This window comes from Streptomyces sp. NPDC059874 (assembly GCF_042731135.1).
GTDB lineage: Bacteria > Actinomycetota > Actinomycetes > Streptomycetales > Streptomycetaceae > Streptomyces.
Window position 1 is genome coordinate 81,320 of sequence record NZ_JBHWJY010000007.1, and the last position, 25,856, is coordinate 107,175.

21 protein-coding genes, 1 tRNA gene and 1 pseudogene are annotated in these 25,856 nt (G+C 71.1%); 12 read left to right on the forward strand and 11 right to left on the reverse strand.

Translation table 11 applies throughout. The annotated features are described in order from the left end of the window. From ACFV9H_RS06515 to ACFV9H_RS06550, 8 genes are all read right to left on the reverse strand, one after another. Window positions 1-2,954, reverse strand: a 2,954-nt coding sequence (locus ACFV9H_RS06515; protein ID WP_385394145.1) for a hypothetical protein, incomplete at its 3' end; no start/stop codon positions are given. Window positions 2,955-3,089: 135 nt separating this feature from the next. Continuing rightward, window positions 3,090-3,341 carry a hypothetical protein gene (locus tag ACFV9H_RS06520; RefSeq protein WP_385394147.1) on the reverse strand — a complete coding sequence of 84 codons (252 nt, stop codon included), beginning with the start codon at window positions 3,339-3,341 and terminating at the stop codon, window positions 3,090-3,092. Window positions 3,342-3,424: 83 nt separating this feature from the next. Then, window positions 3,425-3,514 (reverse strand) — tRNA-Ser (locus ACFV9H_RS06525). Window positions 3,515-4,064: 550 nt separating this feature from the next. Further along, the gene (locus ACFV9H_RS06530; RefSeq protein ID WP_385394150.1) at window positions 4,065-5,015 is read right to left on the reverse strand and encodes a trypsin-like serine peptidase; all 951 of its coding nucleotides are present in this window, start codon (window positions 5,013-5,015) and stop codon (window positions 4,065-4,067) included. A gap of 184 nt (window positions 5,016-5,199) precedes the next feature. Beyond that, a complete protein-coding gene (locus ACFV9H_RS06535; protein WP_385394153.1) occupies window positions 5,200-6,246 on the reverse strand; it encodes a YeiH family protein in 1,047 nt (348 codons plus the stop codon). Further along, window positions 6,246-6,794: a cysteine dioxygenase gene (locus tag ACFV9H_RS06540; protein ID WP_385394156.1), complete on the reverse strand. Its 549-nt coding sequence runs from the start codon at window positions 6,792-6,794 to the stop codon at window positions 6,246-6,248. Before ACFV9H_RS06540 ends, ACFV9H_RS06535 begins: the two co-directional genes overlap by 1 nt. Window positions 6,795-6,885: 91 nt before the next feature. After that, window positions 6,886-7,791, reverse strand: a complete 906-nt coding sequence (locus tag ACFV9H_RS06545) for a LysR substrate-binding domain-containing protein (RefSeq protein ID WP_385394158.1) — start codon at window positions 7,789-7,791, stop codon at window positions 6,886-6,888. Window positions 7,792-7,902: 111 nt separating this feature from the next. Beyond that, the gene (locus ACFV9H_RS06550) at window positions 7,903-9,519 is read right to left on the reverse strand and encodes a S1C family serine protease (RefSeq protein ID WP_385394161.1); all 1,617 of its coding nucleotides are present in this window, start codon (window positions 9,517-9,519) and stop codon (window positions 7,903-7,905) included. A 236-nt stretch (window positions 9,520-9,755) separates the two neighbouring features. On the opposite strand from ACFV9H_RS06550, the gene ACFV9H_RS06555 reads away from it, so the two are divergent. The 3 genes and pseudogenes from ACFV9H_RS06555 (at window position 9,756) to ACFV9H_RS06565 (ending at window position 12,426) form a co-directional block, all read left to right on the forward strand. Continuing rightward, on the forward strand, window positions 9,756-10,556 hold the full coding sequence (locus ACFV9H_RS06555; RefSeq protein ID WP_385394163.1) for a glycerophosphodiester phosphodiesterase: 801 nt from the start codon (window positions 9,756-9,758) through the stop codon (window positions 10,554-10,556). Window positions 10,557-10,641: 85 nt separating this feature from the next. Further along, a pseudogene (locus ACFV9H_RS06560) lies at window positions 10,642-11,243 on the forward strand (ATP-binding protein). Between the two features lie 208 nt (window positions 11,244-11,451). Continuing rightward, window positions 11,452-12,426, forward strand: coding sequence for a DUF5926 family protein (locus tag ACFV9H_RS06565; RefSeq protein WP_385394166.1), 975 nt, complete (start codon window positions 11,452-11,454; stop codon window positions 12,424-12,426). 192 nt (window positions 12,427-12,618) lie between these two features. Here ACFV9H_RS06565 and ACFV9H_RS06570 read toward each other — a convergent pair whose 3' ends face one another. After that, a complete protein-coding gene (locus tag ACFV9H_RS06570; protein ID WP_385394169.1) occupies window positions 12,619-13,227 on the reverse strand; it encodes a hypothetical protein in 609 nt (202 codons plus the stop codon). 90 nt (window positions 13,228-13,317) lie between these two features. Further along, window positions 13,318-14,019 carry a bifunctional DNA primase/polymerase gene (locus ACFV9H_RS06575; RefSeq protein WP_385394171.1) on the reverse strand — a complete coding sequence of 234 codons (702 nt, stop codon included), beginning with the start codon at window positions 14,017-14,019 and terminating at the stop codon, window positions 13,318-13,320. Window positions 14,020-14,405: 386 nt separating this feature from the next. Between ACFV9H_RS06575 and ACFV9H_RS06580 the strand changes: the two genes are divergently transcribed. Then, window positions 14,406-15,965, forward strand: a complete 1,560-nt coding sequence (locus tag ACFV9H_RS06580) for a PP2C family protein-serine/threonine phosphatase (RefSeq protein ID WP_385394174.1) — start codon at window positions 14,406-14,408, stop codon at window positions 15,963-15,965. Window positions 15,966-16,121: 156 nt separating this feature from the next. Next, window positions 16,122-17,588: an aminopeptidase P family protein gene (locus ACFV9H_RS06585; RefSeq protein ID WP_385394177.1), complete on the forward strand. Its 1,467-nt coding sequence runs from the start codon at window positions 16,122-16,124 to the stop codon at window positions 17,586-17,588. 78 nt (window positions 17,589-17,666) lie between these two features. Here the strand turns inward: ACFV9H_RS06585 and ACFV9H_RS06590 are convergent, their stop codons facing one another. Then, window positions 17,667-18,110 (reverse strand): ATP-binding protein, encoded by a 444-nt coding sequence (locus ACFV9H_RS06590; RefSeq protein ID WP_329382170.1) that lies wholly within the window; start codon window positions 18,108-18,110, stop codon window positions 17,667-17,669. Between the two features lie 220 nt (window positions 18,111-18,330). On the opposite strand from ACFV9H_RS06590, the gene ACFV9H_RS06595 reads away from it, so the two are divergent. The 7 genes from ACFV9H_RS06595 to pheA all read left to right on the forward strand — a co-directional run bounded on the left by ACFV9H_RS06595 (window position 18,331) and on the right by pheA (window position 25,461). Beyond that, entirely contained in the window at window positions 18,331-19,170 is an 840-nt protein-coding gene (locus ACFV9H_RS06595) for a hypothetical protein (RefSeq protein WP_385394180.1), read from the forward strand. Window positions 19,171-19,280: 110 nt separating this feature from the next. Continuing rightward, entirely contained in the window at window positions 19,281-20,003 is a 723-nt protein-coding gene (locus ACFV9H_RS06600; RefSeq protein WP_385394183.1) for a YcnI family protein, read from the forward strand. 38 nt (window positions 20,004-20,041) lie between these two features. Then, complete coding sequence (locus ACFV9H_RS06605) at window positions 20,042-20,695, forward strand: SCO family protein (protein ID WP_385394186.1); 654 nt, start codon at window positions 20,042-20,044, stop codon at window positions 20,693-20,695. Further along, on the forward strand, window positions 20,692-21,174 hold the full coding sequence (locus ACFV9H_RS06610) for a copper chaperone PCu(A)C (protein WP_385394189.1): 483 nt from the start codon (window positions 20,692-20,694) through the stop codon (window positions 21,172-21,174). Before ACFV9H_RS06605 ends, ACFV9H_RS06610 begins: the two co-directional genes overlap by 4 nt. Window positions 21,175-21,202: 28 nt before the next feature. After that, a complete protein-coding gene (locus tag ACFV9H_RS06615) occupies window positions 21,203-23,200 on the forward strand; it encodes a copper resistance protein CopC (RefSeq protein WP_385394191.1) in 1,998 nt (665 codons plus the stop codon). Beyond that, window positions 23,197-24,483 carry an iron uptake transporter deferrochelatase/peroxidase subunit gene (efeB, locus tag ACFV9H_RS06620; protein ID WP_385394316.1) on the forward strand — a complete coding sequence of 429 codons (1,287 nt, stop codon included), beginning with the start codon at window positions 23,197-23,199 and terminating at the stop codon, window positions 24,481-24,483. The genes ACFV9H_RS06615 and efeB overlap by 4 nt, the downstream gene beginning before the upstream one ends. Window positions 24,484-24,525: 42 nt before the next feature. Then, window positions 24,526-25,461: a prephenate dehydratase gene (gene pheA / locus ACFV9H_RS06625; RefSeq protein WP_385394193.1), complete on the forward strand. Its 936-nt coding sequence runs from the start codon at window positions 24,526-24,528 to the stop codon at window positions 25,459-25,461. Window positions 25,462-25,856 lie beyond the last annotated feature (395 nt).

The following is a 25,856-nucleotide window of genomic DNA, read 5'->3' on the forward strand; positions in this document are numbered from 1 at the left end:
TTGACCCCGGCGACCTGCAGCGTCACCACCCCGCCGGGTCCGACCCGCTGCTGCTTCGCGCCGGTACCGTCACGCGTGTCCAGGAACCGCGACGGTCCGGTCGGCACGAACCGGCTGCCCTTCTGGACGGGCGCGGGGGCCGTGACGGTGTACGCCTTCGGGAGGTAGCCCGGGGAGGGCACGCCGCTGGTGTATCCGACACCGTCGAGGAGCAGGTCGTACTGCCCGGGCTCCAGCCCGGTCGTGTCGACCTTGACGCTCAGCGCGGTGCCCTCGGCGTTGACGGAGACGACCTCCAGCCAGCGGTCCGGGGAGCCGCTGCGGATCAGCTTGAGCTTGGTGCCGAAGGTGAGCCCGGCACCGCTGACGACGGCTTCGGTACGCGTGCCCGCCGTGCTGGTCGACGGGCTGATGCCGGTCGGCGTGGGCGCAACGCAGCCCGAGTCACAGATTCCCTTCAGGTGGAAGTCGACGGGGGTGCGGGTCCCGCGGGGGCTCAACAGCAGGACCGCTTGGCCAGGTGCTGCGTCGGCGCTCGCGCGGCAGCCGAAGAACAACCGGCTGTCGTCAAAGTTGGTGCACCCGTAGCCGCTGGTCGTGGAAATCCATCCCGGGCTGCTCAGCAGGTCCAGGTCCGGCTTCGGGCCCCCCGTGTCGGAGGTGTTGCCGGAGACCGTGAACGACTGGCCGGGCCTCATGTCGATCACGGCGCAGTAGGCCGTGGAGGTTTCGGAAAGGGTCCCGCTCCGTTCAGGGAAATCAGTGACCGAGACCTGGTTGGCGGTGCATTCCGGGGCCCAGCCCGAGACCGTACCCACTCGCCAGGTGTCCAGTTTTACCGCGAGGGGGGCGTCGTGGCGGGCATTGTCGGATGTGATGACCGCTGTGTACGACGTCGAGCCGCTGGCACGGCATGGGGCGTGAGGCTCCGGGCACACGAAGCGGCCCTCGCTGTCGACAACGGTCAGCTGGGTGACGTCACCGCCCGGATTGCCGGGTGTCCTTGCGGCGATCCAGAGTTTGTCCGTGGTGGCGGCGTTTACGCGCACGCAGCGCGCATCCAGCGAGGACGTCAGGTCGAAGGCGAGAGAGGGGCCGCCTGTCTTCGTCGAGGCCGGGGCCGGGCACTGCGCAGTTGCGGACACGTCACGGCGGACGAGCTTGTACGTGTCATACCCGCCCCGGCTGACGAGCAGCGCCGTATAGGTCACCCCGGAGGCGAGAGAGCATCTGGCGGCCGTGTCGGAGTAGCCGGTCTCGCACTTCACGTCGCCCGCTGCGTCGACCAACCTGACCGTCGCGTTCGTGTCGTTCCAGGTGTTGGTGTAGTCGATCAACTCGGCGGTGGAGTGCGCGTCCCCTGGCACGCTCAGGCAGCCCCAGTTGTTGCTCGGGGACACCGATACCTCGGCGCCCCAGGCACCGTTGCCGTACGTGGAATGAGGCCACGGCGTGCAGCCGGCGGTCTCGCCGGTCCTGTGGAACACCAGTCCGTAGCTCGAGTCCGGCTGTCCGCTCAGGTATGCGCGGAAGGGAGCGGTGCCGGTCAGTTTGCAGATGGGCCCGGTGTCACACTGCAGGGTTCCGGACGCGTCGTACACCTTCACACGGGCATGGTTGCCGCCGGTCGGCGGCCGGTTCACTGCGTAGATGCCCTTGCCGGTGGCGGTCGGCAGGGTCAGGCAGAATTGCTGCCCGGGCGCGCCGAACGCTCCGGTGACCGGACCGGCCACGAGGCCGTTGTCGTGGGTCGTTGTGCATCCTCTGGTCTCCTTGGCGGAGACGAATGCGATACCGAAGGTCGTGAAATTCCGAGACTGGGGGTCTGCCGACCAGGTGTAGTCACCGGGGGCCAGGTCGCAGGTGCCGTCGTCGCAGCCGGGTATGACGTCGCCGGCCACGGAGACGAGCTTCGAAGGAAGCGGGACGATGCCGGAGGAAACCTCGGCGAAGGAGTGCTCGGCCGCCTGCGTGACCCGAAGGATGCGGCAGTGCTCCGTCGGGCTCAGATCCGGGGCGACTCCGAAGGCCTGGGGGACGACCAGCGCGCAGCCCTCCGGCTTGGAGAGCCGGGCCACGGAGTAGTTGTAAGCGACCGCGTTACCCCAGGGCTGCAGCGCCGAGATACGAAACGGTGCGGTGCCCGTGAGCCTGCAGTCCATGGCGTACGCCCCGCGGAGGTAGGACGTGCAGATCTCCTGCCCGGAGGCGTCGTACACGCTGTGCAGGACTTCGGAACTGGAGCTGTAGGCGCGCAGGACGTCACTCGCTGCCAGGTCCAGGGTGTAGCAGTCGCCCGCCGAGCCGGTCGACAGCGCCCCGGGGAACACGGTCGGTCCGCCGAGCCTGCGGTCTCCGGCGCCGATGGCCTTGCACGCGGTGGACGAGAGCAGCGGAGCGTATGACACGGAGATGCCGTTCGCCATGGCGCTCTTGTCCGTGACCTGCAGTGTGTATGTCCCGGCCTGATTGGTGGGGCACCGCCGGGTCCGGGTCGAGCCGTGGGCGAAGTCGCACGCGACGGTGGCGCCGCCGGGCGCGATCAGCTTGGTGGTGGACGACTGGGTCGTGATGACCTGGAGCAGGACGAGGTCCTTCTGCTGCGGCAGGGCGAGCGAGAAGGACGCCGTCTTGGACGGGTCCACCGTGCAGGTGACGACCGTGTGCGGAGCGACGGCTGCCGGGCACGGACCGGAGAGGTCGCTGTTCTGGAGCGTGCGTACGGCCGCCTGGTGGTCGGCCCTGAGATCGGGCGTCGGCGTGGCCAGCGGACCCGCGGTCTTCGGTGGCGCCGTGGCCGGGGCGGCCGTTGTGGTGATGGGGGCCGCGGCGGCGGTGCCAGCCTGACCTGCGAGTGAGGCCAGCAGGGCGAGCAGCAGGGTGCCCGAGGCGGCTGTCGCGCGGCCCCGCCCCCGTCTGCTCCGCTTCCTTCTGCCGATCGGCAGCAAACTCATGAACCCCCCAGTTCGGATGGGCCCGACCCCCGTGACCTGCTCGGGAGCTCTGGGCAGCCGGAGTGTAGCGCCTGCCCCGGACAGCCCGAGGGGCGGGATGCGCCGTGCGCGTCCCGCCCCCACCAGGCAGGAGCCTCAGGGCGCGGACGCCGAGTGGCGACCGGCCTGCACAGCCCGGACCTGCTCGACCCGGGCGTCGACTTGGTCCAGGGTCAGGCGCAGCCAGTGCCGCAGGACCAGGAACTGGTCGAGGTCTGGGGGCAGGGGACCCGAGCGCCGAGATGCAGTAGGCCAGCCCACGATCTGCCCCGAGGCCGTCTCCACTGGGCATTCGCCGAAGCCGAAGTCACCGCCGACGATCAGAAGGTGATCGACGGCGGTGCACACGTGAGAAAGCGTGAGACAGTTCGCATACAGAAGGGGTGCCACCGGGTCGGTGGCACCCCTTCTGAGCTGGGCCTTAGCCCGCTTGGCGGTGGGTGTGGGATTTGAACCCACGGTGACATCGCTGCCACGACGGTTTTCAAGACCGTTCCCTTAGGCCGCTCGGGCAACCCACCCGCGCCCCTGCCGATCAGCGGCGGAGCGGGCACCAGAGTACCGGCTGTCAGGGGGGTCGGGGGCTGCCTTATCCGTAGGGGCCGCCGGAGGCCGGGTCTGTTCAGTTCCGGCCGCTGCCCCGGCGGTACTGACCGAACCTGCCCTCGTGGTCGTGCCGGCCCCGCGTGAGCTCCCGCTCGGGCCGCTCACTGCGCTCGGAACGGCCTCCCGCATACGGCTGAGAGCTCGCGTCGTACGTCAGCGCGGGGTCGGGAACCGGATCCCCGTATCCGCTCACGTCCTCCCCTGGCCGCCCGCGGGCCGGGGTCTCGGGCTGCTGCGCGCGCCCGAGCGCTCGTTTCCCACGTCCCCCGGCAGACTCCGCGTCCAGAGCATCGAGCTTCTCGCGGATTTCCCGGATCCGGGCCTTGGGGTCCGGTTGCTTTCCCAACTCGCGCCCTCCCCGGACTCATTGGTGAAGGCAGCGTATGCACGGATGTGGCGTGCCGAAAGCACATGGGGCACCGGACGGCTGCTCCGGTGCCCCACCTGCCCGGGCCGGATCGCCGATCAGGCGGTCTGGGCCTTGTCGTAGGCCGCCTTCGCCTCGTTGCCGAAGTACGGGCCGTACATGCGGTTCGGCAGGAAGGTGTAGCCGAAGCTGTTCACCGAGACCTGGGTGCCCAGGCCCGTCGCCTCGTTGAAGTCCTGGAACCAGGGGCCGCCGCTGGAGCCGCCGGTCATGTTGCAGGCCAGGCTGTGGTCCTTGGTGAGCAGGAAGTCTTTGCCGCTGTTGCCGCTGCAGTAGACCAGCTTCGTGCCGTCGTACGGAGAGGCGGCGGGGAAGCCGAAGGAGTACATCTTCTTGTTGTAGCCGCCGTTGAAGAGGACGCCCTGGGCGCCGACGACCTGGCTGAGGGTCTGGCCGTTCAGCGGGGCGACCACCGCGAGGCCGACGTCCATGTTCATGTCCTCGCTCGCGGCCCACTGGTCGGTGGCGAAGGTCTTGGTGGCCGACCACTGGCCGTAGGGCGCGCTGCCGTTGTTGTACGCGGGTACGAAGACCCAGTTGGTGTGCCAGGCGCCCTGGTACTTCACGCAGTGGCCGGCGGTGATGACCGTGCTGCCATTGGCGCTGGTGATCGAATCACCGGAGCAGGAGGCGGTCCGGTTTCCCATGGTGAAGAAGACCCGGCCGGAGGTCTTCACGACCGCGCCGCCGCCCGTCCAGGCCCCGCCCGCCTGCGGGAACGCCGTGGGGGAGGCGGAGGCGGCCGTCGGGGCGATGTTCGTGGGGGCCGCCGAGGTGGCCACCGGGGTGCGGGCCGCGCCGGGGGCCGCCGTGATGTCGAGCGGGGCGGCGGCGCGCATCCGCTCGGCGGTCCAGAAGCCCTGGGTGTGCTGCTGCCGGAAGGATGTGGGGGTGTCCGCCGCGATCGAGGGGGTGGCCCCCGTCAGGACGCCCGCGACCAGGGCGCCCGCCGAGAGCAGAGCGGACAAGGCCGTTCGATGACGATTCACGCATGACTCCTTCTGCCGTGCCCTGGGACGGGGTGGCCGCCGGGGCAGGGTGGGGGTGAAGTGCGGTCGGTGCGGATCGGTTGTTCGAGTTGCCGGGAGGAGAGTGGCACGGGCGGGTCGCAATGTCAGCGGGCAGTCGGAACGTTCGGTCGGTTCCGGCCATGAAATGGCCAACTCCCTCCCGTTACACGGTGAGCAGCACGCCCGCGTACGAGACCCCCGCGACCACCACCCACGCCCCGAGCCCCAGCACCGCGGCCCGCCCGCCGGTCCGAGCCAGCGTCGGCAGGTGCACCGCGCTCCCCAGGCCGAACAGGGCCGCCGCGAGCAGCGCCTCCTGCGCGGTGTGTGCCCACTCCAGCGCCACGTCGGGCAGCGCGCCGGTCGCTCGCAGCGCGGCCGCCGCCAGGAACCCGGCCACGAACAGCGGCACCGGGGCCGGCCGGCGCCCCGAGGCCGTGCGCACCCCGCGCCGCCGGGCCCTTACGGAGAAGGCCACGGCCGCCACCAACGGGGCCAGCAGCGCCACCCGCATCAGCTTGACCAGCACCGCTTCACCGAGCGCGCCCGGGCCCGCGGTCTGCGCGGTGGCCACCACCTGACCGACGTCGTGGACGCTCGCGCCGACCCAGCGCCCGAAGGCCGGGTCGGACAGGCTCAGCGGGCCCTGGAGGAGGGGGAGGACCGCGATGGCGAGGGTTCCGCACAGGGTGACCAGCGCCACCGAGGCGGCCACGTCCTCCTCGTCACTGCCGGACACCTCGCTCACCGCACCGATCGCCGAAGCCCCGCAGATCGAGTACCCGGTGGCGATCAGCAGCGGTTGGTCGCCGGGGAGTCCGAGGCGCCGGCCGAGCCAGAGGGTGCCGAAGAAGGTGGCCGCGACCACCCCGGCCACCATCGCCACGGTCCCCCAACCCAGCCGCAGCACCTGGTCCAGCCCCAGGCCGAGTCCCAGCAGGACGATGCCGATCCGCATCAACCGACGGCCGGCCAGCGAGAGACCCGGGCGGGCGCTTCCACGGACGAAGGTCCGTAGACCGGGGAGATGCGCCACCGCGATCCCCAGCACCACGGACGCGGTCAGCATGGGTACGGCGGGTACGAGGCGGTGCACGCACCACGCCGCCAGCGCCCCGCCCGCGGCCATCGCCAACCCGGGCCAGGAGGTGGATGTTTCACGTGAAACATGGCCAACCGCCGCACCCTGGGGGCGGTGCAGGAGGGCCATCAGTCGACGGGGAGCGTGTAGACGCGGCGGATGCTGGTGCCCAGCCGGGAGACGTCGGCTCCGTACACGTGCAGGGATATCGCCTTCGTGCGACAGGAGTTGCGCACCTTGTGGATGTCACCGGGCGGGGCGAAGCCGCAGACCTCGCCCTGGGTGTTGACCACGTCCTCGGTGGCCACCAACCGGGCCCGACCGGCACCGGGCGCCAGCCGGAAACGGCGTTCGCTCTCCTCGCCCTGGTGCACCCCGGCCACGCACCACGACACGTGGTCGTGGATGCAGGTCTCCTGGCCCGGCAGCCACACCAACGCCACCACCGAGAAGCTGCCGTCGGACTCGGCGTGCAGGATGTGCTGCCGGTACCGCTCCGGATCGCCTTCGCACTGCGCGGGCGTCAGAAGGTCGGGGGCGCCCAGATGCGGGGCGACCCGTTCGCCGACGAGGTACGCGGTCAGATCCGGGGCCAGCCCCCGCTCCACGACCGTGCGGATCTCACTGACGAGGGCGGCCATCCTCGTGGTGGTGCGGGCCGGCGTGGTGGTGGTCATATCCGCAGCGTCCTGCCGCCGATCCATCACGTCCAACGACAGTTCCGACCCGAAATCCCAAGCACCGCTTATGGGTTGGGTGGTCGCCCGGTCAGCAACCGACCCGGTTCGCCGCCACCTGCCGGAGCGCGTCGAGGACCACGGCCGTCGCCGGGACGCGCAGGTGGTCGCGGTACACGTAGGCCGCGACGCGGCGGCGCGCGGCGGGCTCCAGGGCCCGCCCGCAGACCTTGCTGAGCGAGAGGGAGGGCAGCACCAGCGCGGGCATCATGGCCACGCCCAAGCCCTGTGCGACCAGGCTCTGCACCACCAGGTTGTCGTCGGTGGCGAAGCGGATGTCGGGCACGAAACCCAGCTCCGCGCACTCGTGCAGCAGGTTCGCCCGGCAGCGCGGGCAGCCGGCGATCCACCGCTCCCCGGCGAGATCGGTCAGGTGCACGGCCCTGCGCCGGGCCAGCGGGTGCCCGGTCGGGAGCAGCACGGTCAGCTGGTCCTCCAGCAGCCTGACCTCGGTGACCTCCTCCGGGATCTCCTCGTGCAGCCCGGGATAGGTGAAGGCCAGCGTGATGTCGCACTCCCCGCGCTCCAGCCGGCGCAGCGACTCCGGGGGCTCCCCCTCCAGCAGCTCGACCTGTACGCCGGGGTGGTCCTTGGCCAGGGCGCTCAGGGCCTCCGGGACGAGGGTGACGTTGGCGCTGGGGAAGCCGCAGAGCCGGACCCGACCGGTGCGCAGACGCGCGTACGCCTTCAGCTGGGCCTCGGCGGCGGAGAGGCTGCCGAGGATCGTCTCGGCGTGCCGGGCGAGGGACTCCCCTGCCTCGGTGAGCTGCATCTTTCGGCCCACGCGGGTGAACAGCGGGGTTCCGACGGCGCGTTCCAGCGCCTTCATCTGCTGGGTGATGGCGGGCTGGGTGTAGCCCAGCACGCGGGCGGCCGCCGAGTAGGACCCCGAGGCGACCACCTCGTGGAACGTCCGTATGTGCCGGGAATCGAACACCAACGAAGCATAAGCGGACGTTGGGAGGGGCCGTAGGTGGAATCCCGCCTACGGCCCCTCCCATCAGGCCACTGCCGTGGCCGGTGGTCCTGCTCGCGCCGACCCTCAGTCCTACTTGTCGCCGACCCGGGAGCCGAGCGTGATGTCCACCGTGGTCGGCTTGCCGCCGCGCAGGTAGGTGAGCTTCACCGTGTCGCCGGGCTTGTACGTCCAGATCATGCTGATCAGGGTCGGGCCGCTGTCGACCGGCTTGCCGCCGAACTCGGTGATGACGTCGCCGGGCTTGAGGCCTGCCTTGCCCGCCGGGCCGTTCGGGTCGACCAGCTCGTTGGCGGCCGCGCCCTGCTCGGAGATCTTGGCGCCCTCGGCCTTGGACTGCAGGTCCACGGAGACCGAGATCACCGGGTAGACCGGCTTGCCCGTCTTGATCAGGGACTCGGCGACGTTCTTCGCCTGGTTGATCGGGATGGCGAAGCCGAGGCCGATGGAACCGGCCTGGCCGCCGCCGAAGCCGCCGTTGCCGGCCGACTGGATCGCGGAGTTGATGCCGATGACGGCGCCGCGCCCGTCGAGCAGCGGACCGCCGGAGTTGCCCGGGTTGATCGAGGCGTCCGTCTGGAGCGCGCTCATGTACGAGTTCTTCCCGCCCGAGCCGTCACCGGAGGCGACGGGGCGGTTCTTGGCGCTGACGATGCCGGTGGTGACCGTGTTCGACAGGCCGAAGGGGGCACCGATGGCGATGGTCGCGTCGCCGACCGCGACCTTCTCGGAGTCGCCGAGCGGCAGCGGCTTGAGGCCGGCCGGCGGGTTCTTCAGCTTCAGGACGGCGACGTCGTAGCCCTGGGCCCGGCCCACCACCTCGGCCTCGTACTTCTTGCCGTCGGAGAAGGTCGCGGAGAGCTTGCCGCCGTTCGCGGCGGAGGCCACCACGTGGTTGTTCGTGAGGATGTGGCCCTGCTGGTCGTAGACGAACCCCGTGCCGGTGCCGCCCTCGCCGTCACCGGCCTGGGCCTCGATGGTGACGACACTGGGCAGGGCGGCGGCGGCCAGGCCCGCGATCGAACCGGCCTCGCGCTTGAGGTCCTTCGGGGTGTTGCCGGCGGTGATCGTGGTCGAGCCCGTGCCGTTTCCGCTGCGGTCGGCGGCCCAGTACCCGACGCCGCCGCCGATGCCGCCGGCGAGGAGGGCCGCCACGAGCACGCCCGCGATCAGGCCGCCCTTGCCCTTCGGCTTGGCCGGCGGGGTGCCGTCGGCGGTCAGGGGAGCCCCCCAGACACCGCCGCCGTGGCCTCCCTGACCGCCGGCCGCGCCGTACGCGGGCACGGCGGGCGGCGGGGGCGGCCAGACCTCGCCGCCGTGCGCGGCCGGAGCGGGGGCCTGACCGTAGGCCGGAGCCGGAGGCGCCGGAGCCGGAGGCGCCGGAGCCGGGTGCGCCGGAGCCGGGTGCGCCGGAGCGACGGGCGGCTGCGTGGGCGGGAGCTGCTGGGTGTGCTCGGTGCCCGGCGCCGCCGTGGGCGGGAGCTGCTGGGTCACCGGCTCGGCGGCGGGCGGGGCCGCGGGGGCCGCCGGAGCGGTCGCGGCGGCAGGGGCCGGGGGCGCCGGCGGTGCGTCGGCCGGCTGCGGAGCAGGCGCGGGAGCCGCCGCCTGCGTCTCGGAGGCCTGAGCAGGGGGTGCGGACGGGGCCGCGGGGGGCGTCGGGGCCGCGGTGCCCTCGTTCTCGGTGCTCACAGCGCTCTCTCCTCGTCACACACGGCTTCAGAAATCTCTGGCAAATCTCTGGCGATCGGTCCGACTGAACGTTCGACCTGCCACACAAGTTCCTGGGCAAAGCCTTTCCCATCACCCGTCAGAGCACTGTAAGCCGGACCTGTGCATCTCCCCCCACACTTTATATCGGTCATTTCGGACGCATCCGCAGCTCTCGCCCTCGACGCCCGGGCCCCTCTCGGTGGCACCATGACCCGGTGACCCACCCAACGCCGCACCCCATCCAGGTCGTCGCCCACCGCGGCGCCTCGGAGGACGCACCCGAGCACACCCTGGCCGCGTACCGCAAGGCCATCGAAGACGGCGCGGACGCTCTCGAGTGCGATGTCCGGCTGACCGCCGACGGCCATCTGGTCCTGGTGCACGACCGCCGGGTCAACCGCACCTCCAACGGTCGCGGCGCGGTCTCCGCCCTGGAGCTCGCCGACCTCGCCGCCCTCGACTTCGGCTCCTGGAAGGACCGCGAGGAGTCCCCCGACTGGGACGCGGACCCGGAGCGCACGTCCGTGCTCACCCTGGAACGGCTCCTGGAGCTGGTCTCCGACGCCGGCCGGCCGGTCCCTCTGGCGATCGAGACGAAGCACCCGACCCGCTGGGCCGGACAGGTGGAGGAGCGCCTCCTGTTCCTCCTCAAGCGCTTCGGCCTGGACGCGCCGCCCAGCGGGGGGCCCCATCCGGTCCGCGTCATGAGCTTCTCGGCGCGCTCCCTGCACCGCGTGCGGGCGGCCGCCCCGACGATCCCGACGGTGTACTTGATGCAGTTCATCTCGCCCCGGATGCGGGACGGGCGACTGCCTGCCGGCATCGGCATCGCCGGTCCCGGCATGCGGATCGTGCGCAACCACCCCGGCTACATCCGCAAGCTCCAGAGCGCGGGCCACTCCGTACACGTATGGACCGTGAACGATCCGGAAGACGTTCAGCTCTGCGCTGATCTCGGCGTGGAAGCAATCATCACGAACAGACCCCGTCAGGTTCTGTCCCAACTGGGCCGCTGACGTCCCCATTTGCCCACCCGCCACGCCCACCCCGTCGGTAACAGGGTGTGCACCGGCGCATCCGCTCCGCATCGGTCCGTCGCGAATGCGTCAGAGGCCTCCGCTCCGGCGGTTTCCGGTCCAGGCCATTGGGGCATCCAGACCATGCGTGGGGCTAAGGAGGTTCCGGGGGTGGCGTTGGTGGTGGCACAGGAAGTGCCCACGTCGTCGTGCATGGATGTACGCCATGGTCCTGCGGGTGTGGGCGAGGCGAGGCACCGGATGCGCGAGCAATTGCGTATCAGCGGGGTGTCCGAATCGGTCGTGGACGATGCCGTACTGATCCTTTCCGAACTGCTCAGCAACGCCTGCCGACACGGCAGGCCACTGGGCGCGCGGGAAGTCGGGGACGGGGAGATACGCGCCGCATGGCGCTTCGACACAGCGGGGCGACTGACGGTCGAGGTCACGGACGGGGGCGGGCCCACCCGCCCTGTTCCGGCCACGCCCTCGGTCACCGCGCGCGGCGGTCGGGGGCTGAACATCATCAGCGCCTTGGCCCAGGACTGGGGTGTCCGGGACGGAGCGGCGGGTGAGGTCACCGTGTGGGTGATCGTTGCCTGTGGGCCCCGGCACGAGGATTTCGCTACGCGCGTTGCGCCCCCGGCGATCGATTTCAGTACCGCCTTCGACGATCTCGATCCCTGAAGAGCACAACACGACAGCGGATCGACAGAACAGAGCAACAACAGAACATCACTCGACGACAACTGGCCGACGTGGGAAGAGACAAGCGGCCGTCCGGGAGCGCACGCCGACCGTGCTCCCGGCCGCACCCAACCGGTTTCGGCGGTACGAACGGCTAGGCTCGCGCCCAGACACGACGCCGTACCGCCGCAACCGGGAGACACCCACGATGGCCAAGAAGCGCCCCGCAGCCAAGACTGCAAAGCCGCAGCTCAACAACGGCGAAATCCCCGTGGTGGGCGCCCGCGAGCCCTGCCCGTGCGGATCCGGGCGCCGCTACAAGGCCTGCCACGGCGCAGCCGCCGCGCACGCCGTCACCGAGCGCGTGCGACGTCCCTTCGAGGGCCTGCCGGGCGAGTGTGACTGGGTCGCGCTGCGCGAACTCGTGCCCGCGGCCACCGTTCCGCTGACCCTCAAGGGCGGTCTGCCCGAGGGAGTTCCCTCCGTCACGCTGGTGACCGTACTGCCCATGGCCTGGCCGGCCCTGCGCCGCGAGGACGGCTCCGTCCTGCTCGGCCTGCAGAACGACTCGTCCAGTGGCGACCTCGGCCGCGACCTGGCCGACACCCTGGAGCGTGCGCTCGTCGCGGACCCCGGGACTCCCGTCCCCGCCCGCCGGGTTCCCGCCGAGGGTCCGCGACTTCAGGATCTCCTGGACACCGACGGCGGTTTCGAGCCGGTTGTACACACCGGCTTCGAATTCTGGATTCCGGAATCGGAGGGCGCCCAGAACGCCTCCCCCGAGATCGCCGCCTCGCTGGAGCGCGCCAACGCGGCCGCCATTCCCACCGTCAAGCTGACCGGTGTGGACGCGGCCTACTGGTGCGAGACCCCGGAGAAGAACCACCTGCGCTGGGTCATGCCGCACCCCGAGGAGAAGCTGCTCGACGCCCTCGCGCGGCTGCACGCGGCCGGTACCTCCTCGCTCGGCGAGGGCACGAAGCTCGTCGGATCCTTCCGTGCGCACGGGCTGATGGTCCCCGTCTGGGACCTGCCCACCGGAGTCACGGCGGAGGACGTGGAGAAGCCCGCTGCGGAGTTCGCGGAGCGGCTGGCCGGGGCCCTGGCCACGGACGCCCCGCTGAACACGGAGGAGCGCCGGGCGCGCGGCGGGCTCACCAACCGTCAGGTCACCCTCAGCTGACGCACCACCGTCCGCGACCCTCACGCGGACCCGGTGACAGGAGTCACAACTCCCGCTAATCGTCTGCAAATCGGTGTCTGAATATCGGAGATCGAATTTGCGAACAGGCGATCTCTTGTTACCGTTCTTGTAGCCCGGTCGCTGGTGCATCCCCCGTCGCCAGCGACCGGGCCCTTCCATTTCAGGCGGTACTCAACCGTCACCCGGTGCCGGTGAGTTGCTCCCGGACCGCAACAACAGCTCCCCTTCGTCATCCGGAACTGCAAATTCCGCAACGGCCGAGTAGCTGTCCGGAGCCCCCGCCGAGGCCTCTCTCGGTGTCTCGCACAGCCCCGGTTCGTCGCCCGCGCCGACCGTGCACCGGATCTGCACGGTGCGGCCCGCCGGCCCCATCACCGTCAGCACGGCGTCCAACGCTTGCCCGCTGGTGTTTCTGTAGTAACTGCGGCCCCACGTCTGGCCCTCGCCCACCAGGACGCAGGTCTGCGCCTCCACCCCGTGCGGCGAGGACAGTTCGGGGCCGCAGCGCGCATCCGTGCGCGGCGCGAGGGCCGGCCCGGGCTGCTGCCCGGGGGCGCCGTCCGCCGAGCGCGGAGAACCCGTAGGAGAATCGGAAGACCCAGCAGCCCCAACAGACCCGTGAGTCCCGTTCGAGGAGTCGGAAAGCCCGAGGGCCGAGAACAGACCGCCGCCTTTTCCGTCATCCTGACCGGCAAAATCCGGCCCGGCGATCGCTCCCGTGAGCGGGAGGGACAAGATGATCAACACACCGGCGCCGATGCCGATCAGGCGGAGATTCATTCGCCGAAGATAGCGACGCGGGAATGGGGCCCGGAGATCCCCGCGCCCAATTCCCTTGGAAACTCGTCCCGCCGACACCCGTACGAGTGATCAGTACGCGAGCCGGCTGCCGCCGCCGGGTGCGCCGCTGCTCGCCTCGACGAGCGCGTCCACGACCGCCTCGACGTCGGGCAGCCAGAGCTCGCCGTCCGGACCGGGTTCCCGTTCCCACCGCACTTGGCCGCCGCTGGACGCGGCCGATGGCGGCAGCAACAAGTAGCCGCCCTCACCGTGGAAGCGCAACGAGGACGGCACGTGGTCCTTGGCGTAGAGGAGTTCGCCGAGCCGCTCCAGCGAATACGGCGCCACCAGCAGCGACCAACGGGTCGGCGTGGCCACGACCGGCCCCAGCCTCAGGCCTTGTGCGTCCAGCCGTACGAGGGCCCGCGCCGCCGCGCCTGCCGGCAGGCTCACGGCACACGGGGCGGTCCCCCCGGTGGCGAGGAGGACGGGAGCGGCGGGCCTCCGCGTCCACCACCAGGCCACCATCCGCGGGTCGGTGGTGGCCGCGAGCAGCCCGGGGTCGAATGGATGCGCGCCTGGAACGACGCAGTCGGGGTCGGGGCAGGCGCAGCGCGAGCCGTCCGTGGCGGACCGGCCGACGCCGGGCAGGACGGGCCACTGCCGGAGGGTGGCGCAGGTGCGCGCCGCGTCGAGGAGGGCCGGCGGGACGCCGGTCCGTCCCGGGGCGGGGCGCGGGGATCGAAAGCGGTCGCGGAGCCGCTGGAGACGCCTTCCGAGGATCTCGCGCATGAGCGCTCGTTCCTTTCCGTTGAACGCCGAGGGCCACATCACACCACGTAACCGGTGCATCACCACACGTACACGTTTCGCGTCACTGTCCACCAGAAGCAGGTTCACACGGTTCGTGCAGTCGTCTTACGGGTCCATCAAACGTCCGGCGGGCATGGAGCGCGACCCGCGCCGGCACCGAGACCGGCTGCCGCCGCTAAGGACGGCGACCCGCGCCGGGCGGTTCCAACTGGCCCCGGGCGCTACCGGTTACGTACCCGGACCCCTTGCCGGGTCCGTCCAGTCGATCGTAAAAACCGGCTGCCTTCAGCTTTTTCCGGCCAAGTTCTAGCCTTGGCCGGACAGTGAGTTGCCGCCTCACGGACACCAGGATTCCCACCTGGGCAATGCTGGACATGCATCCGTGTGTGCGTGTAGATGTGGATTCCTTGATGGCGACGCAGCACGATCTGGGGGTTTGCGATGCTATATGGCGAATCGCACCAGGTGGAAAGGCGGACGCCATGAGCGCCCCGCATCTGCCGAAAGTGGCTGGAATCGATCCAGCAGTTACCGCGTCACCGCACACTGCGGCGCCCACACCCGCGCGGACCACCCCCGCCCAAGCCACCCCTGCCCCGCCGACCGGCCCGGGCAGCCTCATCCAGGACCGGCTCGCGGGCATGGTCTCGGACCTCACCACCCTCCACGAACTCACCGAGCGCCTCGCCCGCACCAGCGATCTCGACGCCTCGCTCCACGAGTTCCTGCGCGCCGGAGCCTCCCTCGTCGGCGCCCGCCGCGGACTGGTCGTCCTGGAGCCCTCCGATGGACTCGGCCCGACCAGCACGATCGGCCTCGGCCTCGGTCACGCCGACCTCGGCCACATCGAGACCGTGCCGCGCAGCGCCACCTCGTACGGACGCATCCTCGACGGGCTGCCCGACGCGCACGGCGGCTCCGAGGTGCTCCCCGAACCGGACGCGCCCGCGGGCACCGGTGGTTTCGCCGCCCCCGTGGACCCCCGCCACCGCGAGGTCGCCGCCCGCCTCGGGTACGCCGCGAGCTACGCGCTGCCCCTGACCGCGGAGGCCACCGGCCGGCTCGGCGCGGCCGTCTGGCTCTACGACGAGCAGGCCGAGCCGAACGACCGGCAGCGCGACCTCGCCGGGCTCTACGTGCGGCACGCCGCCGAGCACCTGGCCAGGATGCTGGAGGTCGAACGCTCCCGCTCCCGGCTGGCCACCGTCGCCGAGGAGCTGCTGCCCAGCCGGCTGCCCCGGATCCCCGGGGTCCAGCTCGCGGCCCGCCACCACACCGGGCCGCTCGGCGGAGGCGACTGGTACGACGCCCTGCCGCTGCCCGAGGGCGCCCTGGGACTGGCCGTCGGCTCCGTCACCGGCTCCGGGCCGAGCGCCGTCGCCGCCATGGGCCGGCTGCGCGCCTCGCTGCGCGCGTACGCCGTCATGGAGGGCGAGGATCCGGTCGCGGTCCTCTCCGACCTGGAGCTGCTGCTGCGGCTGACCGAGCCCGCGCGCTCGGCGACCGCGCTCTTCGCGTACTGCGAGCCCGCCGGGGGTCCCGGCGACGACCCTCAGAACAAGATCATCCTGGCCGGCGCCGGGCACACCCCGCCGCTGCTCATCGGCGAGCACCGGACCGAATACGTGGAGACCTCGCTCTCCGCGCCACTGGGGATGCTGTCCTGCTGGGAGGCGCCGAGCGTGGACATCGAACCCGCCTCCGGAGAAACGGTGCTGCTGTACACCGACGGGCTGCTGCGCCGCACCGGGGACCCCATGGACCGGGCCTACGCCCGGCTGCACGCGGCGGCCGCGAGCGTTCCGCGCAGTGCCCGCGAGGATCCGGGCGCGATCTGCGACCACATCCTGCGGACCGTGCTGCCCGAAGGGGCACTGGAGGACGCGCCCGAGGACGTCGTCCTGCTCGCCGCCCGGTTCGAGTGATTCGGCGCACGATGTAGCGATTGCCCCTGTTGTGCCTATTGCGAGCATTGGGCTGTTTGTGCGATTTGACACACGGCCTCCGGGGGCCTTCCGCTCACACATACGATGGATGAGGTCCACACCCAGGTCCGTGTCTGTCGTAGCTGAGGAGAAGACGTGGCTGACGAGCTCACCCCGGAGACCCCGGAAGAAGAGCAGCCCAAGAAGACGCACAAGCAGCGCAAGAACGGTCTGTACCCGGGCGTCAGCGATGAACTTGCCGAGAGCATGCGCACCGGCTGGGCCGACACCGAGCTGCACGGGCTGGAGCCCATCGCGCAGGCCGCGCACACCGCCGCCCGCCGCGCCGCACTGTCCGCCCGCTTCCCCGGCGAGCGCCTCGTCGTCCCCGCGGGCCGCCTGAAGATCCGCTCGAACGACACCGAGTACCCCTTCCGCGCCTCGACCGAGTACGCCTACCTCACCGGCGACCAGACCGAGAACGGCGTCCTGGTCCTGGAGCCCACCGGGGAGGTCGGGCACACCGCCACGATCTACCTGCTGCCGCGCTCGAACCGCGAGAACGGCGAGTTCTGGCTCTCCGGCCAGGGCGAGCTGTGGGTCGGCCGCCGGCACTCGCTCGCCGAGGCCGAGCAGCTCCTGGGCATCCCGGCCAAGGACGTCCGCGAGCTCGCCGAGGCGCTCACCGAGGCCGAGGGTCCGGTTCGCGCCGTACGCGGCCACGACTCCGTCATCGAGTCCGCCCTCACCGACAAGGTGACCAAGGAGCGCGACGAGGAGCTGCGCGTCTACCTCTCCGAGACCCGCGCCGTGAAGGACGACTTCGAGATCGGCGAGCTGCAGAAGGCCGTCGACTCCACCGTCCGCGGCTTCGAGGACGTCGTGAAGGTCCTCGACAAGGCGGAGGCCACCTCCGAGCGCTACATCGAGGGCACCTTCTTCCTGCGCGCCCGTGTGGAGGGCAACGACGTCGGCTACGGCTCCATCTGCGCCGCCGGCCCGCACGCCTGCACCCTGCACTGGGTCCGCAACGACGGCGACGTCCGCCCCGGCGACCTGCTGCTGCTCGACGCCGGCGTGGAGACCCACTCCCTCTACACCGCCGACGTCACGCGCACGCTGCCGATCAACGGCACGTACACCGACATCCAGCGCAAGATCTACGACGCGGTCTACGAGTCCCAGGAAGCCGGCATCGCCGCCGTCAAGCCGGGCGCGAAGTTCCGCGACTTCCACGACGCCTCCCAGCACGTGCTGGCCGAGAAGCTCGTCGAGTGGGGCCTGCTGGAGGGCCCGGTCGAGCGCGTCCTGGAGCTCGGCCTGCAGCGCCGCTGGACCCTGCACGGCACCGGCCACATGCTCGGCATGGACGTCCACGACTGCGCGGCCGCGCGCACCGAGGCGTACGTCGACGGCACGCTGGAGCCGGGCATGTGCCTGACCGTCGAGCCCGGTCTGTACTTCCAGACCGACGACCTGACCGTGCCCGAGGAGTACCGCGGCATCGGCGTCCGGATCGAGGACGACATCCTCGTCACCGAGGAGGGCAACCGGAACCTGTCGGCCGGGCTGCCCCGCGCCTCGGTCGAGGTCGAGGCCTGGATGGCGCGCCTCAAGGGCTGATGCCCCCGCTCGTACGTCCTGGTGGGCGGGATCCCGTACGGGGTCCCGCCCACCGGCACGTCGCACCCCGTCCCGGGGTCAGGAGACTTTGAGCAGCGCGTCGTCGCGCCACTTCAGCATCTTGTCGAAGCTGACCACCGCGCCGCGTCCCGGTCGGTTGCGGAAACGGACGTGATCGGCGAGCTCCGCGATCAAGTGCAGGCCCCGGCCGTTCTCGGCCAGGGAGGGTCTACGGCGGGCCACCGTCGCGGCGGGGAAACCCGGCCCCGAATCACTCACCTCGATGCGACAACGGTCCCCGTCCAGATAGGCCGTGACGTGGTACGCCTCGGTCTCGTGCGGAAGATCGCCGTGCCCGCCGTGCTCCACCGCGTTCGCACACGCCTCGCTCAGGGCCACCGAGAGGTCGAAGGAGATGTCCGGATCCACCCCCGCGGTCTCCATCGTCCCGAGCAGCAGTCGCCTGGCGAGCGGCACGCTCGCGGCTTCGCGCCTCAAGTGGAGAGACCACCAGATGCTCATACGGTTACCTATTGCCGCCCAAGAGGGGTCGTAAGCGCTTCGTGGGCGACCTGGCGCGCAATGCCCCCGTTCGGCCGATGGCGGCGCTCCCGGACAGCGGTGTATGCGAGCGCCCGCCCCGCCACCGGGGCCCGTCTCAAGCCATCCCCAGAGCGGACTCAAGGGACCTTCCGGACCTGCCGCATGAAGGCCCCAAGCGCAGTGCGATGATGGCCCGGCCATGACTGCCCCCCACGCCACGCACGCCGGAGCCACCCTCCGGATGATCCGGGCCGCGGTGTTCACCGCGGTCTGTGTCGTGCTGTCCGGGGCCGGGCACGCCTTGGCGTCCTGCGCCACCGTGCCCTGGTGGTCGCTGTGCCTCGGCTTCGTCGCGGTCTTCTCGGTCGCCGCCCCGCTCGCGGGACGCCGCCGCACCCTGCCCGGCATCGCCGCCGGGCTCGCCACGGGACAACTCGCCCTGCACACGCTGTTCGGCCTCGGCCAGCACAGCGCCCCGGCCGGGCAGGCACCGGCCGGCGCCGCCTCCGACGACGGCTCGCTCGCGGCGCTCGCCGCCCGACTGGTGTGCGGGGGCAACTCCGTACCGCTCAGCCCCGCCGACGCCCGGCAGATCCTGGAGACCGCCGGCCTGGACCCGGCCGCTCTGGCCGCACAGGCCGGACAGGCCGGGGACCTCGCAGCGCAGGGCCACGCCGCGCACGCGCACCTGGCCCAAGCCGCCACCACCGCACCCGCGACCGGCCTGTTCAGTCCGGCCATGCTCATCGGCCACCTGCTGGCCGCGCTCGCCGCCGGCTGGCTGCTCGGCCGCGGTGACGCCGCGCTCTTCCGGCTCGTCGAACTGTCCCGGCTCTCCGCCGAAGCCGCCCCGGTGCGCCCGCTGCGCGCCGCGCTGGCCCTCGTACGGGCCCTGGGCGCCGGACTTCCCGACGCGCCGGCCCTTGCCGGACAGACCCCGCGAACCGCAGCCGACCCCGCGGCCGCCACCGGTCGCGAGGCACTCCAGCACACGGTGATCAGGCGCGGGCCACCCACGGCACTCGCCCTCGCAGCCTGACGCGGCACCCTCCTCCCCGGGACACACGACGGGAGCACCGGTGCCGCGAACTCCGCGCGCGCCCGTGCGCGGAGCCACCGTCACCACTGCTTCCGTGGAGTGTTTCTGCCATGAAGACCTCTCGCGTCTCCTTCGCCGCCGCCCTCGCCGCCGGTACCGTCCTCGTCCTGTCCGGTACCGCCTTCGCCCACGTCGGCGTACAGCCCGTCGGAGAGGCTGCCAAGGGCGGCTACGCGACGCTCAACTTCAAGGTCCCGAACGAGCGCGACAACGCCTCGACCACCCAACTGGAGGTCAACTTCCCGACCGACCAGCCGCTCACGTCCGTCATGCCGCAGGACATCCCCGGCTGGACGTCCACCGTCGAGAAGACCAAGCTCGACAAGCCACTGACCGTGCACGGCAAGCAGGTCAACGAGGTCGTCACCAAGGTGACCTGGACCGGCGGCAAGATCGAGCCCGGCAAGTTCCAGCAGTTCCCGCTCTCCGTGGGCAAGCTGCCCGAGAACGCGGACCAGATGGTCTTCAAGTCCATCCAGACCTACGACAACGGCGAGGTCGTCCGCTGGATCGAGGAGGCCAAGGACGGAGCCGCGGAACCGCAGAACCCGGCGCCCGTGCTGAAGCTGACCGCCGCCAAGGCCGCCGACCACCACGGTGACGACAAGAACGCCAAGGACGCGAAGAACGACAAGGACGCGGCGCACAGCCACGACACGGCCGACGCCAAGCACGGCGCCGACAACACGGCGCGCGCCCTCGGCATCGCCGGCATCCTCGTCGGGCTCGGTGGTGTCGCCTTCGGCGTCGCCTCGCGCCGCCGCTCCGCCTGACACCTCCGAACCATCCCCGATCACAGGGACACCTCTTCATGCGCACCACACGTGTGACGGTCGCCGCCCTTCTCGCGGCGGCCGCACTCACCCTCACCGCCTGCGGCGGCGACCCCGCCAAGACCGGCTCGGTCACCCAGATCTCCGGCGGCCAGAGCAACGCCAAGGCCGCGACGGTGCTGGACCGCCCCTTCACCAAGCCGGAGCTCGTCCTCACGGACACCACCGGAAAACCGTGGAACCTGCGCGAGCAGACCAAGGGCAAGCCGACGCTCATCTACTTCGGCTACACCAACTGCCCGGACGTGTGTCCGCTGACGATGAGCAACATCGCCGTCGCCAAGAAGGCACTCCCCAAGGCCGACCAGGACAACCTCCGGGTCGTCTTCGTCACCACCGACCCCGAACGGGACACTCCCGAATCCCTCGGCTCGTGGCTCAAGTCCCAGGACCCGTCCTTCGTCGGACTCACCGGGGACTTCGCCACCATCCAGGCCGCCGCGCGCTCGCTCGGCATCGGCATCGAGGCCGCCAAGAAGGAGGCCGACGGCGGCGTCGTCTCCATGCACGGCGCCCAGGTCATCGCGTTCTCGCCCAAGACCGACGAGGGCTACGTCCTCTACGGCGAGGGCACCACCGTCGACGACTACGCCAAGGACCTGCCGAAGCTCATCAAGGGAGAGAACCCGTGAACGCCCGCACCACCCGCACCCTCGCCGCCGCCCTCTCCCTGACGGCAGCGCTCGCCATATCCGGCTGTTCCTCGGACTCGGGCGACTCCGGGGACGGCAAGCCGCGGATGACGGTAAGCGGCGCTTACATGCCCCAGCCCGTCAACGACAAGATGGCCGGCGCTTTCATGGTCATCAAGAACGACTCCAAGACCGCCGACAAGCTCACCGGCGTCACCTCCCCGCTCTCCGACGATCTGCAGATCCACGAGACCAAAGACCAGAAGATGCAGCAGGTCCCCTCCATGGACGTACCTGCCAACGGTGAACTCAAGCTGGAACGCGGCGGCAACCACGTCATGTTCATGGGGCTCAAGAACACCCCGACGGTCGGCGACAAGGTCACGGTCGAGCTGCACTTCGAGAAGGCCGACCCGGTCAAGGTCGAGCTGGACGTGAAGGAACGGACGTACAACGCCCAGAACAGCACCGGTCACTGACGGACCCGCACCGAGGGACTGACACGCCATGACGACCACCGCCCCCGCCCCCTCCGCGGCCCGCGTCCGCGCCACGGCACTGCTGCCGCGGCTCGCGCTGGTCCTCGCAGCCCTGCTGGCAACCCTGTTCACCGCGGCCGCCCCGGCCACGGCACACGCAGCACTCACCGCGAGCGACCCCAAGGACGGGGCGGTGGTCGCCACGGCCCCCGCCCAGGTCACGCTCTCCTTCTCTGAGCAGGTCGCCATGGGCGCCGACTCCATCCGCGTCCTGGACCCCCAGGGCAAACGCGTGGACACCGGCGAACTGCACGACCTGTGCAGCGGGAACACCATCCGCTACGGCACCGCGCTGCGCGCCGGACTGCCCAACGGCACGTACACCGTCGCCTGGCAGGCCGTCTCCGCCGACAGCCACCCGATCTCCGGCGCCTTCACCTTCTCCATCGGCGCCCCCTCCGCCACCACCGTCACCCTCCCCACCCAACAGGCGGGAGGCGGCCCGGTGGGCATCGCCTACGGCATCGCCCGCTACGCCGCCTACGCGGGCTTCACCGTGCTCGTCGGCGCCGCCGCCTTCATCTTGCTGTGCTGGCGCCGGGGCGCCGCGCAGCGGCCGCTCCAGAAGCTCATCGTGCGGGCCTGGGTCACCCTGACCGCCGCCACCCTCGTGATGCTGGTCCTCCGCGCCCCCTACACCGGGTCCGGGAAGTTCGGCGACGTCTTCGACCTCGACGGGCTGCGGGCCGTCCTGTCGACCAAGACCGGCGCGTCGCTCGTCTCCCGGCTGCTCCTGCTGGGCGCCGCCGCCCTCTTCATCGCGGTCCTGCTCGGTGTCTACGCCCGCCGCCAGGAAGGATCCGAAAGCGCCGAAGAGGGGGCGGAGCACGGCTCGGGGCAGGCCTCGGAGGACGAATCGGAGGACGTACGGGACGTCGACGACCTCACCTTCGGGCTGGCCATCGGCGGTGCGGTCGTCTCCGCCGGCATCGCCGCCACCTGGGCCCTGTCCGAGCACGCCTCCACCGGCATCCAGCCCGGCATCGCCATGCCCGCGGACATCCTCCACCTGCTGGCCGTGGCCACCTGGCTCGGCGGCCTCACCGCCCTCCTCGTCGCCCTGTACAAGGTCCCCGGGATCGAGCGCGATGCCGTCCAGCGCTTCTCCAAGATCGGCTTCGTCAGCGTCCTGGTGCTCACCGTCACCGGCGTATACCAGTCCTGGCGCCAGGTCGGCAGCTGGTCCGCACTCACCGGCACCGACTACGGACGGCTGCTGCTGGTAAAGGTCGGCCTGGTCGCCGTCCTCGTCGCCCTCGCCTACCTGTCCCGCAAGTGGACCGGCCGGCTCGCCGACACCCGGGCAGCCGAGGTGGAGGCCCACGATGTTTCACGTGAAACGGCCACCACCGACGTTTCACGTGAAACCGAATCCGTCACCGTTCCGGCCGACCCCAAGCGAGCGGCCCAGCTGGCCCGCCAGCGCGCCGCCCGCGAGAGCGCGCGCGAGAAGCAGGTCCGCGACGCGGACCCGGACCGAGCCGGTCTGCGCCGCTCCGTCCTGGGCGAGGCCGCTGTCGCCGTGGTCCTGCTTGCCGTCACCACCATCCTCACCAGCACCGAGCCCGGGCGCACCGTGGAGCGGGAGACGGGCCGCGGCTCCGCCGCCCCCGCCGTCCCCGACCGCGCGGTCAAGATCACTCTGCCGTTCGACACCGGCGGCCCGGACGGCAAGGGATCCGTCCGCCTGGAGCTCGACCCGGGCCGGATCGGCGCCAACACCCTGCACCTGTGGGCCGAGTCCGGCGACGGCAAGCCCCTCGACCTCCCCGAGGTCAAGGTCGCCTTCACCCTCCCCGCCAAGGACATCGGCCCCCTGCCACTCGTCCCCGACCGTGCCGCCCCCGGACACTGGACCGCGTCCGGCGTCCAGCTGCCGCTCGCCGGCGAATGGCGCATCGACGTGACCGTACGCACCTCCGACATCGACCAGACGACCGTCCAGAAGACCGTGAAGATCGGCTGACCAGCGTGACCGAGAGCAACCCCGACATCGAGATCTCCCGGCGCCGACTGCTGGGCACCGTCGGCGCCGCAGGCGCCGCGGGCCTCGCGCTCGGCGCCACAAGCGGCGCCCTCGCGCACTCCGCACTCGCCGACTCGGGGAGCGGCTCCGCCTCCGGCAGTGCCGGGAGCCTGTCCTCCCTCGGCGCCACCCAGGTCGCGTTCCACGGGGACCACCAGGCCGGCATCACCACTCCGCTCCAGGCCAAGGGCCACGTCCTCGCCTTCGACCTGGCCGCCGGGGCCGGCCGCACCGAGGCAACCGCGTTGCTGCGCCGCTGGTCCGACACGGCACGACGGCTGATGGCGGGCGAGACCGCCGCGAGCTCCGACAGCGGCATCGCCCTGGACGCCGGCCCGTCTTCCCTCACCATCACCTTCGGCTTCGGCCACTCCTTCTTCGACCGCACCGGGCTCACCGCCCGCCGCCCCGCCGCTCTCGACCCGCTGCCGGACTTCTCCTCCGACCACCTCGACCCCCAGCGCAGCAACGGCGACCTGTGGATCCAAATCGGCGCGAACGACGGACTCGTCGCCTTCCACGCCCTGCGCGCCCTACAGAAGGACGCGGGTGAGGCCGCCCGGATCCGCTGGCAGATGAACGGCTTCAACCGGTCCCCCGGCGCCACCGGCACCCCGACGACCGCCCGCAACCTGATGGGCCAGATCGACGGAACCGGCAACCCGAAGCCCGCTCAGCCCGACTTCGACAAGCGGATCTTCGTCCCCGACGCCGGCCCCGGCCCTGCCGAACACGCATGGATGGCGGGGGGCTCCTACGCCGTCGTCCGACGCATCCGCATGCTCCTCGACGACTGGGACAAGCAGTCGCTCGCACAGCAGGAGCAGGTCATCGGCCGCACGAAGGCCACCGGCGCCCCGCTGACCGGCGGCACCGAGACCACCCCGATGGCACTGGACAAGCTCGGGGCCGACGGCAAGCCCGTCATCCCGTCCAACGCCCACGCCCGGATCTCCGCCCCCGCACAGAACGGCGGGGCCGCCATGCTGCGGCGCCCCTTCTCCTTCCACGACGGGATCGGCACCGACGGCACCCCCGACGCCGGGCTCCTCTTCATCTGCTGGCAGGCCGATCCGCTGCGCGGCTTCGTACCCGTCCAGCGCAAGCTCGACCGCGGCGACGCGCTGTCGGAGTTCATCCGGCACGAGTCCAGCGGCCTGTACGCCGTCCCGCCCGGCCCGCGCGCCGGAGAGTACGTGGGACAGCGGCTGCTCGAAGGGTGAACGGCACCCCGGAGGCGAGCACCCCGGCATTAGGCTGACCGCATGTCGGCCACTCGCTTCACGTATCTCGGTCCCGAGGGCACCTTCACCGAAGCCGCCCTGCGCACGCTCCCGGAAGCCGCCACCCGGGAGCTCGTCCCGATGGTGTCCGTCCCGGCGGCCCTGGACGCCGTGCGCAACGGCGAGGCCGCTGCCGCCCTCGTCCCGATCGAGAACTCGGTCGAGGGCGGGGTGACCGCCACCCTCGACGAGCTCGCCTCGGGCGAACCGCTGATGATCTACCGCGAGGTGCTGCTGCCCATCGCTTTCGCGCTGCTCGTACGGCCCGGGACGGCCCTGTCCGACGTCAAGACCGTCACCGGGCACCCGGTGGCCCAGCCTCAGGTGCGCAACTGGCTGCGGGCGAACCTGCCGGACGCGGCGTGGGAGTCGGCCGCCTCCAACGCCGACGGCGCCCGGCTGGTCCAGGAAGGGCGCTTCGACGCGGCCTTCGCCGGCGAGTTCGCGGCCGCCACCTACGGCCTCGTGCCGCTGGTCACCGAGATCCACGACGCCGAGAACGCCGAGACCCGGTTCGTGCTCGTCGGGCGCCCCGCCCGGCCCGCCGCCCCGACGGGCGCGGACAAGACCTCCGTCGTGCTGTGGCTCGGCGACGACCACCCCGGTGCGCTGCTGGAGCTGCTCCAGGAGTTCGCCGTGCGCGGGGTCAACCTGATGCTGATCCAGTCCCGGCCGACCGGTGCGGGCATCGGCAACTACTGCTTCGCCGTCGATGCCGAGGGACACATCTCCGACCGGAGGGTGAGCGAGGCCCTCATGGGCCTCAAGCGGACCTGCCCCCAGGTCCGCTTCCTCGGTTCCTACCCGCGGGCCGGTGTCGCTCAGGGTGACGTCCGTACACCCAGGCCGGGCACCTCCGATGGTGACTTCACGGCCGCCTCCGACTGGCTGACCCGCTGCCTCGACGGCCGGGCGTAGCCTTCCCTCCACTGTCCACAGAGTTATCCACAGGTCGAGAGGCCGGCCTGGGGACAAGTCGACAGAGCGGCCCGACAAGGTCGACATATCGGTCGCAGGGCTCAGGTTTCGCGCTGGAGAGCGGAAGGTGAACGGCGTCACCCCCGTATCACCGATCAACTCTTTGGGGCGAGTCATTCCCACCCGAATGAGTGTGTGAGGGTGGTTTGAACCCTGATTCACCCCAGCCGCCCACCGGTCGGGAATGATCTATTTCCGTGTCCACAGATGCGGCACACAGCCTGTGGATAAGATCGGGGCGCTGCGAATTCCTGTGGACAAGAACGACCTCCGGCCCTGCTCAGGGCCCGACCGGCCGCCGGCGTTGTGTCCCTTTTCGGAGAATGGGACGCTTT